The sequence below is a fragment of the Martelella alba genome (assembly GCF_005217455.1).
Lineage (GTDB): Bacteria > Pseudomonadota > Gammaproteobacteria > Enterobacterales > Enterobacteriaceae > Acerihabitans.
The window spans coordinates 125,696-139,187 of the sequence record NZ_SZPQ01000018.1 but is presented as its reverse complement, the minus strand read 5'-3'; the positions used below and the strand labels follow the sequence as shown (position 1 = coordinate 139,187).

The following is a 13,492-nucleotide window of genomic DNA, read 5'->3' as shown; positions in this document are numbered from 1 at the left end:
TTCACACCAATGCAGCATATTCAGCGCATGACCTGATTCTACTTATCACCTCCGTTAAAAATGGGGGGATTACCCTGCCTCAGCGTTCTGGCGTGGCCGTGTTTGTTTGCCAGGGTATCCGGCACAATTTCGCGGCTGTCATCGTGATTACCACACTTGCGGGCCGATTCAAGATAGTGATTTTTATTGCCCAGACAATTGGCATCGGTTGTCTGCTTGGGTTCGTACTGCTCTTGCATGCCGCGCAACCACAGGCGCAGCTCAAATGCATGGTGCACAAGCAACAGTAAGCCGATTATGCGTTGCCAGTCGATGCCCTTGGTCAGCCAGTCGAACTGTTCGGGCGACAATATCCAGGCAACATCGCCTTGTTTGGGCCAGATAAAATGGCCCTGGTGGAGACGGCGCAGGCACAGCCAGACGCCGTGTTTATCCCAGCGCAGGACTTTAACGCGGGAATGAGACTTGTTGCAAAAAACAAAGGCGGCGCCTCCTTTCCTTATCTTTTACGTGAGCGGTTATAAGAAAAAAGCGATTCAAAGTTATCTTGTATTGTGTCCTCTATGCACATGATTTCAGTGGTTTTTATCCTCAAAGTTTTTATAAAATTGGTTGTTTTTCAGTATGTAATAGGTCCTCTCAAACAAGGATGGGTGTTTATTTGTTATGTTGTGGCTGCTATTGGAATGGATATGCAACGCTCTCGTTAATACTTACTTGAGTCGATGCCTTGTCTTTAAATGCAGGCCAATTATATGATTTTGTTATGAATTTCCATAAGTAATATTCCTTCGAGTCATCTGTGATTTTAAGGCTTAAGATGCTCCAACTCTCATTGTGACAATGTGTTTTTTTTGCATAATCATCCTCCGTGAAACAAGCCTTTATCATTTCTCTTGATGAAAATGGAATGTTTTTAAAGGCTGATTGATATGAGCCATCATCATTAATCATCATGAAATTTGCATATTCTTCCTCGCGCCCCCCTCCAGAATAAGTTGTTGACCATTTCGATACTAACGCAACGGCCGTTTTAACTTTACTTAAAGGATATAAAGCTGGATATATATATACATCGCTTTTGGTAAGTTCATCATCAGGGATATCCTCATTTTTAGTTTCTTTAGTGAAATCCCACGAAACCATTTTAGAATACATATCACCATCTTTTTTCAGCTTCATTAACTGAAGATGTGACGTTGTCAAATAAAAGATGTTATCCGAATTCTTTTCTTTCCAGATAGAAGTCCCGTCTTTACAAGAATTATCGACCGCTTTACAAATATCAACATATTGAGCACTGCTTTTTTTCAATGCTGTTAATGCAACTGGCTTTGTTGTGATGTCAGTAATACTAGCCACAGCAGAGAACGAAACAATAGCTAAAAACAAAACCACTTTTTTCATCATTCATCCTAATGTAAATGTTCAAATTGTGTAATGCCGTTTTTACTTCCTCTAAGCTTTTCTGATTAATACTCGCAAGCTGGCTATTTTCTTCCTCAGAAAATGCGGCAACACTTTCCGCAGAATATGAAGCAAACAAAATAAACAAAAGATATTTAATTTTCATAAAACCCAACTCTCCTTAAAAATCTATCTTGTGGAACATTTGACCATTGAGTTCTATTTGACAATACCTTACCAAATGAAGACAAATCACCAAAATAAGCGTACCGCTGAATTAATGAACGGGCATGAGGTGTGTAATCCCCATGATATCTAAAATCTACAAGCACCTCTTTTATTTTTTCTGGAGTATCATTCCATGCTTGTTCGGGAGTTGCATTTGGATTCGGATGATACACTCTTATTGCATCAGGCTTCTGACATATTCTTTTTACATCCTCTTCTAACCGATTGTAAGTTGATAGTGAAAGAATTTGATCAAACGACGCCTAGCTACTCACAACCAAGAGCAGAATCCTTATCACAGGCTAGTTTTGACGACAAATCACTAAGGCGGTCAATACTAACGGACTTACAATCGTAAACAGATTCTTTTTTGCTATTCAGATTCGTAACACTAACCCCACGGCTTTCATTCTCATCTTCATAATTACTAAATATCGTGTATTTATACCCTGCGTTTACAAACGACACGTTGAAGTATTCAGTTTGAAACCGCGAATAATGATTGTATTTAAACCCTGAAAAATCATTATCTTTTGACTCATAGTAAAATTCATTTTTGCGGTCGTTCGTTAAGGTGTACCGAAGTACACCATTGCTTCCATCTAATGTAATGGTTCCCTTTGCAGTATCGCACAAAAAATATTCATCATTTGCAAACGATGAACCGCATAGAAACATTGCAACTAATATCACGAATTTATAATGATGCATTATAATTTTTCTCCATTATTAAATTATATCCTTTTTGGTGCTTTCCATTATATCTTTTGGCGAATGAAAGCCAATCTTTAGAACGGAGAGAGTTCAGTAAAACACTGTCAGCTTCGATAAAACTAACAAACGCTTTTAGTTGACTTTTTTCAGATTTACTTATGGCGAAAACAAAATCCTCATGACTAACGTAACCGGCTGCAACGTGGTTTGACGCAAGAATCTGGAACTTACCCCAAGATGCTGATTTTAATGCTGATTTTTTATCAAGTGCATATGCTCTAAGTAATTTTGAATATTGCTCAGATGTAGGTCCATATCCTCCCGAATCAGGGTTTGATATATCTGTCGCGGGTACTGTGCCAGTCGCTGTCGTGTTTCACTATCAGCCGTCGCGCATATTCCGGGATGTTCATCTGAGTTGTGTGCAGCGAGCCGAACAACTGCGCGTCCTGTGACGTGTCCGGATGAGGTCCACTCCGATCCCGAATTTCAGCATTACGGATCAGGCTGTCATAAAACATTTTTGCCTGCGCGAACTGCGGTCCTTTTTCACCATCAAAGTGCGAACAGATACTTTTCAGGGCGTCAATGACCCAGCGTTCATCCAGCGTGCGGGTAAAATCCGTTGTGGGTTCAGCCTCAATACAGTGAAAGTTTAGCCCCTCTAAATCATGCTGACTGAGCTGCTCTACATCGTCCTGGTGCATCCACGTATGCGGGCGGATCTGGAAATAGGTCACCCCGGTTTTATCCGTAAACGGGTACGTGGCGTCACGCGGAATAATTTTTCCGGCATCGGCACGGGTAATGGCGCTCATCTGCGCAAAGGTACTTTCCTCGCCCTCCCCGTTTCGCAGGTACAGCGGCCGTTTCAGCTTCAGCTTAATGAACTGTTTGCCCGTTTTAATACTCTTTACGTTTGCCACCACCTCGCCGCCCATCATGAACTGGAGAGGAACAGACTTTTCCGGCGCATCCTGACTCAGTACCGACGCCGGAGACGATGACGCCCCGACATGAATGCCCCCATGCCAGTAACGATTTACGCCAATCAGCCACCACCCATGGGCGTTTTTGCGGATATCGGTTAGCAGCGCATCATAGTTTTTATAGTCCCGCCCGTCGGCTTTTCGCACCGGATAACGTATGTCCATCATTATTCCTTAAGTAACACCATTCATGAATTGGCTAAACGTCACCCATGACAAACCCTGTGCCAGCAATTGCCTCAGCCTGTAATGGCGCCGCCTCTTGGCCTAAGGGTCTGGTGGTGGGCGCGAGAAAGACAACTGCATCCGCAAAAGGCGAATAACACATCATTACCGCACTTTTGGGCCGGTTCAAGATGGTGGTTTTTATTGCCCAGACAATTGGCATCGGTTGTCTGCTTGGGTCCGTGCTGCTCTTGCATGCCGCGCAACCACAGGCGCAGCTTAAAGAGTAGATGCACAAGCAACGGTGCGCCGATTGAATGACGGTTTACAGCGGCGGCAAGCGACTGTGGCTTGGCAGTTCAGGATCTTTTCAACGTATGAATACGCTGGCGTCCCTTGTGGCACAACACGGCGTCACCGCCGAGGCACACTCTGATGGGCAATAAGGCATTATTCGCACGGATATCCCGCGTTCCGCCGGGGGTGCAGTTCATTTCACCTGCTACTCAATGAAGGCGGTTTATTAATCAAAGCCAGTTCAGTTGCTAGTGATAAAAAATTACATTTTGTCTTTTAAATTTCGCCGCAAACGAAGTTAAAATTGATTATCATTATCACTTTTAACGGGTTTTACTTTCAAGGATGTTGTCATGTTTTCGTATTTAGCACGCTGCATTGTTTTCTTCGCTCTACTTGGCTTGTCGGCTAGCGGATATGCCACGCAATACCCACTCACTGTCACCGATATCAGCGGACAATCCGTCACAATCGCCCACGAACCCCGACGCGTGGTCTTACAAGATGGACGCGATATCATGGCCTTGGCGCTGCTTGACCGGACCAATCCCTTTCAGCGGCTGGTCGCGTGGAATAACATACCGAAAAGGTCGGATGTCGCGACCTGGAATATGCTGAAAACCACGTGGCCGCAGGCGGACAAAGTGCTTGATATGGGCTTTGGCGATGATGGCGAAGTGAACCTGGAAAGCATGCTGGCTCAAAAACCGGATCTGTTGATTGCCCAGCTACGCGCCAAAGCGGCGCTGAGCCAAAGCGGTGTCATTGACAAGCTGCATATGCTGGGCATTCCAGTGTTGTTTGTTGATTATGAAGTCAACCCGGTAAAAAATACTGCCGCCAGCATCGACCTGTTGGGCGAAGTGCTAAACAAAGACGACAACGCTAAAGCCTATACCGCCTTTTATCGTCAGCAACTTGACGCCATCCAACGCCAGACTTCGCATTTGCCCCGCAAAGCCAATGTGTTTGTGGAAGCCTTGGCCGGTCGTTCAGACAGCTGTTGTTTCACCCATGCCCACAACGGTTGGGGGGCGCTGGTTGAAGCGGTGGGCGCCCGTAATATCGGATCGACGTTGTTAACCGGCGCGGCCGGCTATGTCTCTTTGGAGAAGCTGATCAGTATGCGGCCGGATGTTTATATCATGACCGGCACCCGGCACAATTCCGCTGAAAATCACATGCTACCGCTGGGGTACGATGCCGATCAACAGGCCATCAAACAGACAGCGGCGGCTTTATTGGCTCGCAACGGTGTCAGTGAAATTCCGGCCGTACGGGGAAAACGGGTATTTGGCATTTATCACCAGTTTTACAATCATCCCTACAACATCGTGGGCATGGAATACCTGGCCAAAGCCATCTATCCACAACAGTTTGCCGCATTAAATCCTGCTGCGTCCTACCATTATCTCATTCGGCATTTCACCCGCTTGCCGGATCGTGGCTTTATTTTCGCCAGTCCCTTGGCGGAGTGACGTCGGATGAGTGTCACATCCGTATCCGGTCTTGCCGCCACGCCGCATCGCTACCGGAAAATTATCCAACACCGTTTGTGGCTTTTGCTCATGGTGACGGTGGTGATTCTGGCGACGTTGCTACTGGATTTTGTCCTCGGCCCCTCGGGACTCTCACTGCACATTTTGTGGCGAGCCTTAGCGGATCCGGCCAGCGCCGACCCCGGCATCAGGGTGATTGTCTGGGATATTCGCCTGCCCACCGCCTTGATGGCGGTCATGGTGGGTATGGCGTTAGGGCTGGCCGGCGCGGAAATGCAGACGATTCTCAACAATTCACTGGCCAGTCCGTTTACGCTTGGAGTATCGTCCGCGGCGGCATTCGGCGCGGCGCTGGCGATTGTGCTGGGTATTGGCATCCCGGGTGTGCCGGCGCAATGGTTTATTTCCGCCAACGCCATTCTCTTTGCGCTACTGGCGGCGTTGTTGCTGGATACCCTCACCCGCTGGACTCAGGTGTCCACGTCTGGCGTCGTATTGTTCGGCATCGCGCTGGTATTTACCTTTAACGCCCTGGTATCGGTGTTGCAATTCATCGCCGATGAGGACACCTTGCAGGGCCTGGTGTTCTGGACCATGGGGAGTTTGGCCCGCACCTCCTGGGAAAAACTCGGCATATTGGCGCTGGCGTTTGTGGTGATCATGCCGCTGTCGATGGCCAATGCCTGGCGGCTGACCGCGCTGCGGCTGGGAGAAGACCGGGCCGTCAGTTTCGGTATCAATGTACGCCGCTTGCGGCTGACCGCGTTAATGCGTATCAGCATGCTTTCGGCGTTGTCAGTGGCCTTCGTCGGTCCCATCGGCTTTATCGGTCTGGTGGCGCCGCATATAGCCCGTATCGTGTTTGGCGAGGATCATCGTTTTTATCTTCCTGCCAGCGCCCTTATCGGCGCGCTGGTCTTGTCGCTGGCGTCGGTGGCGTCGAAGAATCTGCTCCCCGGCGTTATCATTCCAGTGGGGATCGTGACATCATTGGTCGGTGTGCCCTTTTTCCTGAGTATTATTTTGCGCCACCGGGGGAGCCTATGAGCCAGCGCGAAGGATTAACCCTGGTGAATTTTCATGCCGGTTATCCCAAACGGCCGGTGATTGCCGGTCTGTCGGTACCCAGATTGCCCCGTGGCGAGATTACCGCGCTGCTTGGACCTAACGGCAGCGGTAAATCGACTTTGTTGCGGGCGTTGGCCGGCTTGGGCAAGGCGCAAGGCGAGATGTTGTTCGATGGCGTGGATTTGCTGAGTCGCTCTTTCGCCCAACGGGCGCGGCAGGTTGTCTACCTGCCGCAGACACTACCGGCGGGAGTACATTTGCATGTGCTGGAATCGATCATAGTCGCGCAACGTGCCTCGGGCGGGCTATACAATGACGATAGCCAGCGGGAAATCATGGCGTTGTTGCGCCAATTGGGCATAGAAGCCTTGGCGCTAAGCTATCTGGATCAACTGTCCGGCGGGCAAAAACAATTGGTGGGGTTGGCCCAGTCGCTGATCCGGCAGCCATCGTTATTGCTGCTGGACGAGCCCCTCAGCGCGCTGGATCTTAATTATCAGTTTCATGTTATGGACCTGGTCCGGCGGGAAACCCGCAAGCGGGATATCGTTACGCTGGTCGTGGTACATGATATCAACATCGCGCTACGCCACGCCGACCATGTACTGATGTTGAAAAACGGCAGGCTGATGGCCGACGGCATGCCGGATGCGGTGATCAGCCCGGAAAGTCTGGAGCGGGTTTATGGCGTGCGTAGCCGTATAGAACGCTGTTCACGAGGTATTCCTCACGTTGTGATAGACGGTCTGGCATCCGTGCCGGAGATGTGAATTCCGTGGGCCATGGCCCACGGAAATTTCGCGTTGTCTGGAATGAACACGTCGCTGTTTCGCGGCGGTTGCCCCATGTCCCGGCGGTGCGCTCCCTGCACGGACTCATACGCGGTGGATATCCGTATTGGGATGCAATTCCGCCAGCGCGCGCATGACCTCGGGGATGTCCCGAAAAACGGTATACCATACCGACCAATGCCCGGCGCGGACAAAATCCTTTATTTCCTCCAGTGTTTGATTCCCGGCCAAGTAGTTTTGTTTGACCATTTCCGCTATCTGAAATGCGGTTCTTCTACCGAGGCACAGCGGTTTCTGAACTTTGGTTGAATCGTCAAGACAAACAAGGTTGAGGGTTGCCAGCACCCTCTTTTGCAGCGGCCGGGGAAGCCCCGCCGCGGGCTCTACCCTGCCATCAGCATGATATTTCAGTAACGTATAGGTATTGTCCTCATCCGGCCAGACATATCCCACACGGGAGGTGTTGCGGTTTTTTTTGAAGTCTCTATTACAGCGAGGACAGCCAAGCAGAAGATTATGCCAGTCAACCTCAAGGTGCCGTGCATGGGATTTAGGCACGACGTGCTCTACGTCGACTTTATCCATACGCTCGCAATAGGAACAGTAATTGCCATAAGCGGTCAGTAGACTGGACAAATAACTTTTGTAATCCGTGATCGCCGGGCCCGTATAGGCCGGCCGCAAAATCGGTCGCATAGCTACCCTCCTTTGGCGATATTTTTTCTGCGCTCAGCGCGTAACAACGCTACCCAGGCGGGATTATTGCCGAAAGACTCCTCAATCCGGTCTAATTCCGCCGATAACGCCGATACGTCGGCATCCTTCGCTGTCCTGCCCGCTTTAAGCAATTTGTAATACTTGTCTGATATCTCGACTTGTTTGTTAAACAGCGCGCTGCGCTGAACGTTATTCATCCCCATCACATTTTGCGCGATATCTTCGATGCTCAGTTCCTGATCCAGGGAAGGACTATCGGCCGCATTCTCTTTATCTAAATTGATTAACAGCCCCCTTTTGACCGACTGGATGATAAAGGGCGAATGTGTTGAGACGATAAACTGAATGCCGGGAAACACCCGGATAAGCCGTGGTAAAAATTCCCTTTGCCATTCGGGATGAATATGCAGATCGATTTCATCAATGAGGATAACCCCTTGCGTGGAAAGGGGATTTTTCGAAAAAGGATTGGCTTCCGCGATACGGGCGGCGATATCCATGACCATCACGAGCGTAGTGCGATAGCCATCGCTCAGTTGCTCGATTCTTAACGTTTGCGCCGGTGCATCATCAGATGGATTTTTTTTCCAATCCAGCATTAGCCCGGCGATATCCGCCGAACGTATGTTGCTGAACTGCGGGAGAAGCCTTTTCACCGCCAAGCGTATCGCGGCAAGCTGAGGCAACTCCACCTCAAAAGAACGCCGTTCTTTCTGGAGTCGGTTTTCTTTCTCTTCCAGTTGATAAAAATATTGTAAGAAGCGCGTGAAATTGGTCCGACTTTCCAATGCGCCATCAAGGGCTTCAAAACGGGAAAAATGCCGGTTAAGCGCGCGTTTTCGTGATGGCGTGTCAAATACGGCTCTGCCGGTTCCGTAATAAATGAAAACGGGAAGTGAATACTCTTCGCCTTCATTGTGTGCATCAATATATTGATCAACGTAATCATTCAATGCCTTGAGCCCCACCCCCGGAGGGATTGCGGCCTGTGTCTTGATCGATTGATCCCGCCGCTCGGTTCTATCCCATACCACGTTTTCAAGACTCTCGCAGCGAATGCGCATATAGGCCGGCTGTGAATTGTGAGCGTCAATCCGGAAGTCGGTCTTTTTGAAACTCAGCCCTTTCACGCCGGGCAGGCGTGTTAAAAAAGGACCCAGGGCGAGGGCTATCGCATCCAGTAGAGCGGATTTGCCCGCGCCGTTGCGCGCAATGATCACCGTCAGCCGGGGATCGAGATGTACGGCGAAATGGGCGAAACAGCGAAAATTGGTCAGTAGTATTGTGGCTATTTTCACGAACGACTCCTCTGGCCTTAAGTTACCGGTCATTCCCTCGTAGCCTAGAGTATATACGTAAATCTTTCTGTGAAAATAGTAGGTTAGCCTCAGGAAAGGCATAAGCGACAATCGATTGTAACGTCCCTGGCCGACCCCAAAAGGCGCGTCCGGTCAGGGTTTATGCTTTATTCTCCATCGAGCAATAGGTTTTTTTTCCACCCATCAACCGACGATGTGTTGAGTGTTTGTTTATATGCTATTCCATTCGCAACGCAATATGCTCATCATCGCCGTGTCCCACCGCTCATCGTCCACTTTGGCGGAGGAACGCCTAACGCCTTCGTGAACAAAACCCAACCGGCGATATGCGCGAATCGCCGGCGTGTTCCAACTGTAAACATTCAATTCGGTCCGCTCAATAGCCGCATAAGCAAAGGCCCGCGCCAATACCTGGTTCAACATGGCGCCGGCAAGACTCTTGCCGCGCATGGCTGGCGCAATCGCCACCCTGCCGATCCGCGCCACGCCGTTGCGCCAATCGAGGGCCAACTGCGCATGCCCGACAAGGCCGCCTGCCTCATCCTCGGCCATCCAGCACAGTCGCAGCGGAGGCGTGGCGCGGCATTCCGAAAGCATGGCGTCCAATTGCCGCGGATCGAGCGGAAAGTCCAGTTGCGGTCCCCCCCATTGCACCACATCCCGGGCGCTGTTGAACCAGGTGGAGAGCGTGGCGAAGTGCCGCTCTTCAAATGGGATAAGCTGTACCAGCCGATTTGTATCCGCTGTCGTCATGGGATTTTCCTTCGTAGAAAACGTAACGCCATCGGTAACCCGATACCAAGCGGAATGATCACGCCAATGATGGCGACAAGCCGCGGTGACGCCTCATATGCTCCGGATCGGGCGCTTTTCCGCGCCACGACAGGTAAAGCTGTTGCAAATCCTCGCTGTTGCCGCGGGACAGGATGGCCGCACGGAACGCTCGGCCGTTTTCCAACGTCAGTCCTCCCCGTTCGCGAAAGGCCGCAAAGGCGTCGTCAGCCAGCATTTCGGTCCAAAGATAGGCATAATAACCCGCCGCGTAGCCGCCGCCCCAGATGTGCTGGAAAAAACTCGAGCGATAGCGCGGCGGGACATAAGATAAATCAAGCTGTTCCTGACGTAGCGCATCGGTTTCAAAAGCGGCGATATTCTCCACCGGCTGGTCGATACGCCGGGTATGCCAATGCATATCCAGTAAGGCGGCCGCCAGCAGTTCGGTCATGTCATAGCCCTTGTTGAAGCGCGCCGCCAGGCCGATACGGCTCACCAGATCCGCCGGCATAGGGTCGCCGGTACGATAATGCCGGGCATAATGCGCGAAGACCTCGGGGTCGTCAGCCCAATGCTCATTAAACTGCGAAGGGAATTCCACGAAATCGCGCGGCGTCGCCGTGCCGGACAAACCGGCGAAATCCTGACTGGCAAACAGGCCGTGCAAAGCATGACCGAACTCATGAAATAGCGTGATAACATCATCCCAGGTCAGTAGCACAGGCTCTCCGGCCGCCGGCCTGGCGAAGTTGGCGACATTATAAATGACGGGCTTTGTGCCGAGCCGGGCGGATTGATCGACAAAGTTGCCCATCCAGGCGCCGCCGCTTTTATTGTCCCGCTGCAGATAGTCGGTGTAAAACAATGCCAGCGGGCTGTCGTCATGATCAAAGATTTCATAAACCTTGACGTCCGTATCATAGACCGGAATATCCGTGCGTGGTTGAACGCGTATTCCATACAAGCGCCGCGCGGCGTAAAACACGCCATCGGCCAACACCCGTCCCAGCTCGAAGTAAGGCTTGATTTCCGCGTCATTGAGATTGTATTTCCGCTTGCGCACCTGATCGGCGTAAAACTGCCAATCCCATGGGGCGAGTTGAAATCCCCCGTGCTGTTGGTCGATGATCTGCTGAATATCCGCCGCCTCGTCTTGCACCCTCGCCAAAGCGCTTGGCGCAATGGCGCGCATAAAAGCCAGCGCCGCCGCGGGCGTTTTGGCCATCTGATCTTGCAGCGCCCAACTGGCGTAATCGGCGAACCCCAGCAAGTGAGCCTTTTCGGCGCGGATTTGCGCCAGACGGCGGATTATCGGTCGCGTATCGCTGACGTCGTTTTTCTCCGCCCGGTTTACCGAGGCGATAAATAACGCCTCACGGGTGGCGCGGGTTTGCAATGATTGCAATAAAGGTTGCTGCGTGGTGTTCTGCAACGGCAAAAGCCAGTGATGTTCAAGACCGCGATCGGCGGCGGCTTGCCGCGCCGCCGCCAGTTCCGCGGCGGAAAGACCGCTAAGGCGGGACGGCTCGTCCACCGCCAAGGCTCCCTCGCGGGCGGCCTCCAACAGTAGATTGCCGAATCGGGCGCTCAAGGCCGCCGCTTCCTTATTCAGCCCGGATAATCGCTGTTTCTCCGCGGGATCGAGCCGTGCGCCGGCTAAAATGAACCGTTGGTAGGTCATGTCGATAAGCCGTCTGGATTCAGCGGACAGCGTCAGCTGATCCCGCTGGCGATAAACCGTTTGCAGGCGGTTGAACAATTCGGCGTTCAAGGTAATGGCATCGTTGAGCTCGGCCAGACGGGGGGACTGCGCTTCATTGATTTCTCGCAGAGAGTCGCTGCTGGCGGCGGCGATCATCGCGCCGAATACGTTTAAAACCCGTTTCAGCAGCGCGCCGGCGTCTTCCAATGCGGCATAGGTATTTTCAAAGGAGGGCGGATCGGATCGGTTGGCGATGGCGTCCACTTCCGCCAGATACGATCGAATCCCCGCATCCAGGGCCGGACTGTAGTCGGCCTCGGCGATCAGATGAAAGGGTGGCGCCGCATAAGGCAGCGGACTGGCCTGAAAAAACGGATTGCCGGTGTGGGGGGAAATTGGCATGAGACGCTCCTGTCGCGCAAGGCGTCCAGCATAGCATATCGCGTCAGGCTTATGGACATGGGGTTACCTGGCGACGAAATGAAAATGATGCGGCGCCTAACATCGTCGGTTATTTTCTGGCGGCGTCAGGCGCGCGGTCGTAACGTCTGAAAAACTATCCCAGCGTGGCCATATCAATAACGAAGCGATAGCGGACGTCGCTTTTCACCACCCGGTCGTAAGCCTGGTTGATTTGCTGCACGCCAATCATTTCAATATCGGATACGATGTCATGCTCGCCACAGAAATCCAGCATTTCCTGGGTTTCTTTAATCGAGCCGATACCCGACCCGGCCAGGCTGCGACGTCCATGGATCAAGGCGCCGGCGGCAAGGGGCACTTTGTTTTCCGGGATACCGACCAGCACCATACTGCCGTCGATTTTCAGCAAAGAAAGATAAGCGCCCCAATCTATGTCGGCGGCCACCGTGCAAATCATCAAATCGAAAGTGTTTTGCAGCTTAACGAAGGTTTGCGGGTCCTGAGTGGCGTAATAATGTGTGGCGCCCAACCGAAATCCATCCGCCTGTTTCGATAATGTCTGGCTCAGCACGGTAATCTCGGCGCCCATGGCGTGACCGATTTTCACGCCCATATGCCCCAGGCCGCCAAGGCCGATGATCGCCACTTTTTTCCCAGGGCCTGCCTGCCAATGACGTAACGGGGAATAGAGCGTAATACCGGCGCAAAGTAAAGGCGCGGCCGCGTCCAGCGGCAGGTTGTCGGGTATGGATAGGACGTAGCCCTCCTTGACCACGATATGATCCGAGTAGCCGCCCATTGTCGGCGTTTTGCCGTCGCGCTCCACACTGTTATAGGTCAGTACCAGGCCATCCCGATACTGCTCCAACTCTTCGTCCCGTTCGGCGGAATGAACGCAGGAATCGACGAAACAGCCGACGCCTACGCGATCGCCGATGTTAAATTTAGTGACATTGTCACCTTTAGCGACTACCGTACCGACTATTTCATGGCCGGGAACCATTGGAAAGTGAGATCTGCCCCACTCGTCTCTGGCCTGATGGATATCCGAATGGCAAATCCCGCAATAGGCGATTTTGATCACGATATCATCCGCATTCGGCGCTCGGCGTTCGAAAACATAAGGGGTCAGCGGGGCTTTGGCGGCCAGTGCGGCATAACCTTTCGCTCTAGACATAGAAGGCACTCCCAATTCAGATGAATAAAAAACAGGCAAGACTTGCTTGGCATGTTAAGTTTGGCGATTTACTTTGCCTGAAAATAACGCGGCGCGGGTAGAACATTATTGCTTCATCATTGCCTGATCCTGCAAAAATTCCTGTTTTCGCCACCGGATGTCACCGGGTGAAAAATATTGAATGGACCGTAAACATAATAACGGTTGGGGCTGTTTTTTATT

Annotated in this window: 15 protein-coding genes and 1 pseudogene; 4 read left to right on the top strand and 12 right to left on the bottom strand. The window is 51.5% G+C overall.

The annotated features are described in order from the left end of the window. Positions 1-290: hypothetical protein (locus FCN80_RS26815; protein WP_230492664.1), on the top strand; the 290-nt coding region annotated here is incomplete at its 5' end. A 66-nt stretch (positions 291-356) separates the two neighbouring features. Here the strand turns inward: FCN80_RS26815 and tnpB are convergent. The 7 genes and pseudogenes from tnpB to FCN80_RS13580 form a co-directional block, all read right to left on the bottom strand. Continuing rightward, a pseudogene (gene tnpB / locus FCN80_RS27440) lies at positions 357-443 on the bottom strand (IS66 family insertion sequence element accessory protein TnpB); the annotation flags it as partial. A gap of 235 nt (positions 444-678) precedes the next feature. Beyond that, a complete protein-coding gene (locus FCN80_RS13600) occupies positions 679-1,410 on the bottom strand; it encodes a hypothetical protein (protein WP_170975390.1) in 732 nt (243 codons plus the stop codon). Next, positions 1,355-1,573 carry a hypothetical protein gene (locus FCN80_RS13595; protein WP_136990699.1) on the bottom strand — a complete coding sequence of 73 codons (219 nt, stop codon included), beginning with the start codon at positions 1,571-1,573 and terminating at the stop codon, positions 1,355-1,357. The genes FCN80_RS13600 and FCN80_RS13595 overlap by 56 nt, the downstream gene beginning before the upstream one ends. Beyond that, on the bottom strand, positions 1,563-1,808 hold the full coding sequence (locus tag FCN80_RS13590) for a hypothetical protein (protein WP_136990698.1): 246 nt from the start codon (positions 1,806-1,808) through the stop codon (positions 1,563-1,565). The genes FCN80_RS13595 and FCN80_RS13590 overlap by 11 nt, the downstream gene beginning before the upstream one ends. 94 nt (positions 1,809-1,902) lie before the next feature. Continuing rightward, complete coding sequence (locus FCN80_RS13585; protein WP_136990697.1) at positions 1,903-2,346, bottom strand: hypothetical protein; 444 nt, start codon at positions 2,344-2,346, stop codon at positions 1,903-1,905. Next, positions 2,333-2,689, bottom strand: coding sequence for an N-acetylmuramidase domain-containing protein (locus FCN80_RS27435; RefSeq protein ID WP_373880335.1), 357 nt, complete (start codon positions 2,687-2,689; stop codon positions 2,333-2,335). Before FCN80_RS27435 ends, FCN80_RS13585 begins: the two co-directional genes overlap by 14 nt. Then, the gene (locus FCN80_RS13580; protein ID WP_230492662.1) at positions 2,676-3,506 is read right to left on the bottom strand and encodes a hypothetical protein; all 831 of its coding nucleotides are present in this window, start codon (positions 3,504-3,506) and stop codon (positions 2,676-2,678) included. Before FCN80_RS13580 ends, FCN80_RS27435 begins: the two co-directional genes overlap by 14 nt. 647 nt (positions 3,507-4,153) lie before the next feature. Here FCN80_RS13580 and FCN80_RS13575 point away from each other — a divergent pair. Genes FCN80_RS13575 through FCN80_RS13565 form a run of 3 tightly spaced genes read left to right on the top strand, consistent with a single transcriptional unit; the run spans position 4,154 to position 7,137 of the window. Next, positions 4,154-5,278 carry an ABC transporter substrate-binding protein gene (locus FCN80_RS13575; RefSeq protein WP_136990696.1) on the top strand — a complete coding sequence of 375 codons (1,125 nt, stop codon included), beginning with the start codon at positions 4,154-4,156 and terminating at the stop codon, positions 5,276-5,278. 6 nt (positions 5,279-5,284) lie between these two features. Then, a complete protein-coding gene (locus tag FCN80_RS13570; RefSeq protein ID WP_136990695.1) occupies positions 5,285-6,346 on the top strand; it encodes a FecCD family ABC transporter permease in 1,062 nt (353 codons plus the stop codon). Continuing rightward, positions 6,343-7,137 carry an ABC transporter ATP-binding protein gene (locus FCN80_RS13565; protein ID WP_136990694.1) on the top strand — a complete coding sequence of 265 codons (795 nt, stop codon included), beginning with the start codon at positions 6,343-6,345 and terminating at the stop codon, positions 7,135-7,137. Before FCN80_RS13570 ends, FCN80_RS13565 begins: the two co-directional genes overlap by 4 nt. A gap of 105 nt (positions 7,138-7,242) precedes the next feature. Here the strand turns inward: FCN80_RS13565 and FCN80_RS13560 are convergent, their stop codons facing one another. The 5 genes from FCN80_RS13560 to FCN80_RS13540 all read right to left on the bottom strand — a co-directional run bounded on the left by FCN80_RS13560 (position 7,243) and on the right by FCN80_RS13540 (position 13,270). Further along, positions 7,243-7,854: an HNH endonuclease gene (locus FCN80_RS13560; protein WP_136990693.1), complete on the bottom strand. Its 612-nt coding sequence runs from the start codon at positions 7,852-7,854 to the stop codon at positions 7,243-7,245. 2 nt (positions 7,855-7,856) lie between these two features. Continuing rightward, complete coding sequence (locus FCN80_RS13555) at positions 7,857-9,173, bottom strand: AAA family ATPase (protein WP_136990692.1); 1,317 nt, start codon at positions 9,171-9,173, stop codon at positions 7,857-7,859. Positions 9,174-9,404: 231 nt separating this feature from the next. Beyond that, complete coding sequence (locus FCN80_RS13550; RefSeq protein ID WP_136990691.1) at positions 9,405-9,947, bottom strand: GNAT family N-acetyltransferase; 543 nt, start codon at positions 9,945-9,947, stop codon at positions 9,405-9,407. Positions 9,948-10,005: 58 nt separating this feature from the next. Further along, the gene (gene dcp, locus FCN80_RS13545; protein WP_136990690.1) at positions 10,006-12,072 is read right to left on the bottom strand and encodes a peptidyl-dipeptidase Dcp; all 2,067 of its coding nucleotides are present in this window, start codon (positions 12,070-12,072) and stop codon (positions 10,006-10,008) included. Positions 12,073-12,226: 154 nt separating this feature from the next. Next, entirely contained in the window at positions 12,227-13,270 is a 1,044-nt protein-coding gene (locus FCN80_RS13540; protein ID WP_136990689.1) for an NAD(P)-dependent alcohol dehydrogenase, read from the bottom strand. Between the last annotated feature and the right edge of the window lie 222 nt (positions 13,271-13,492).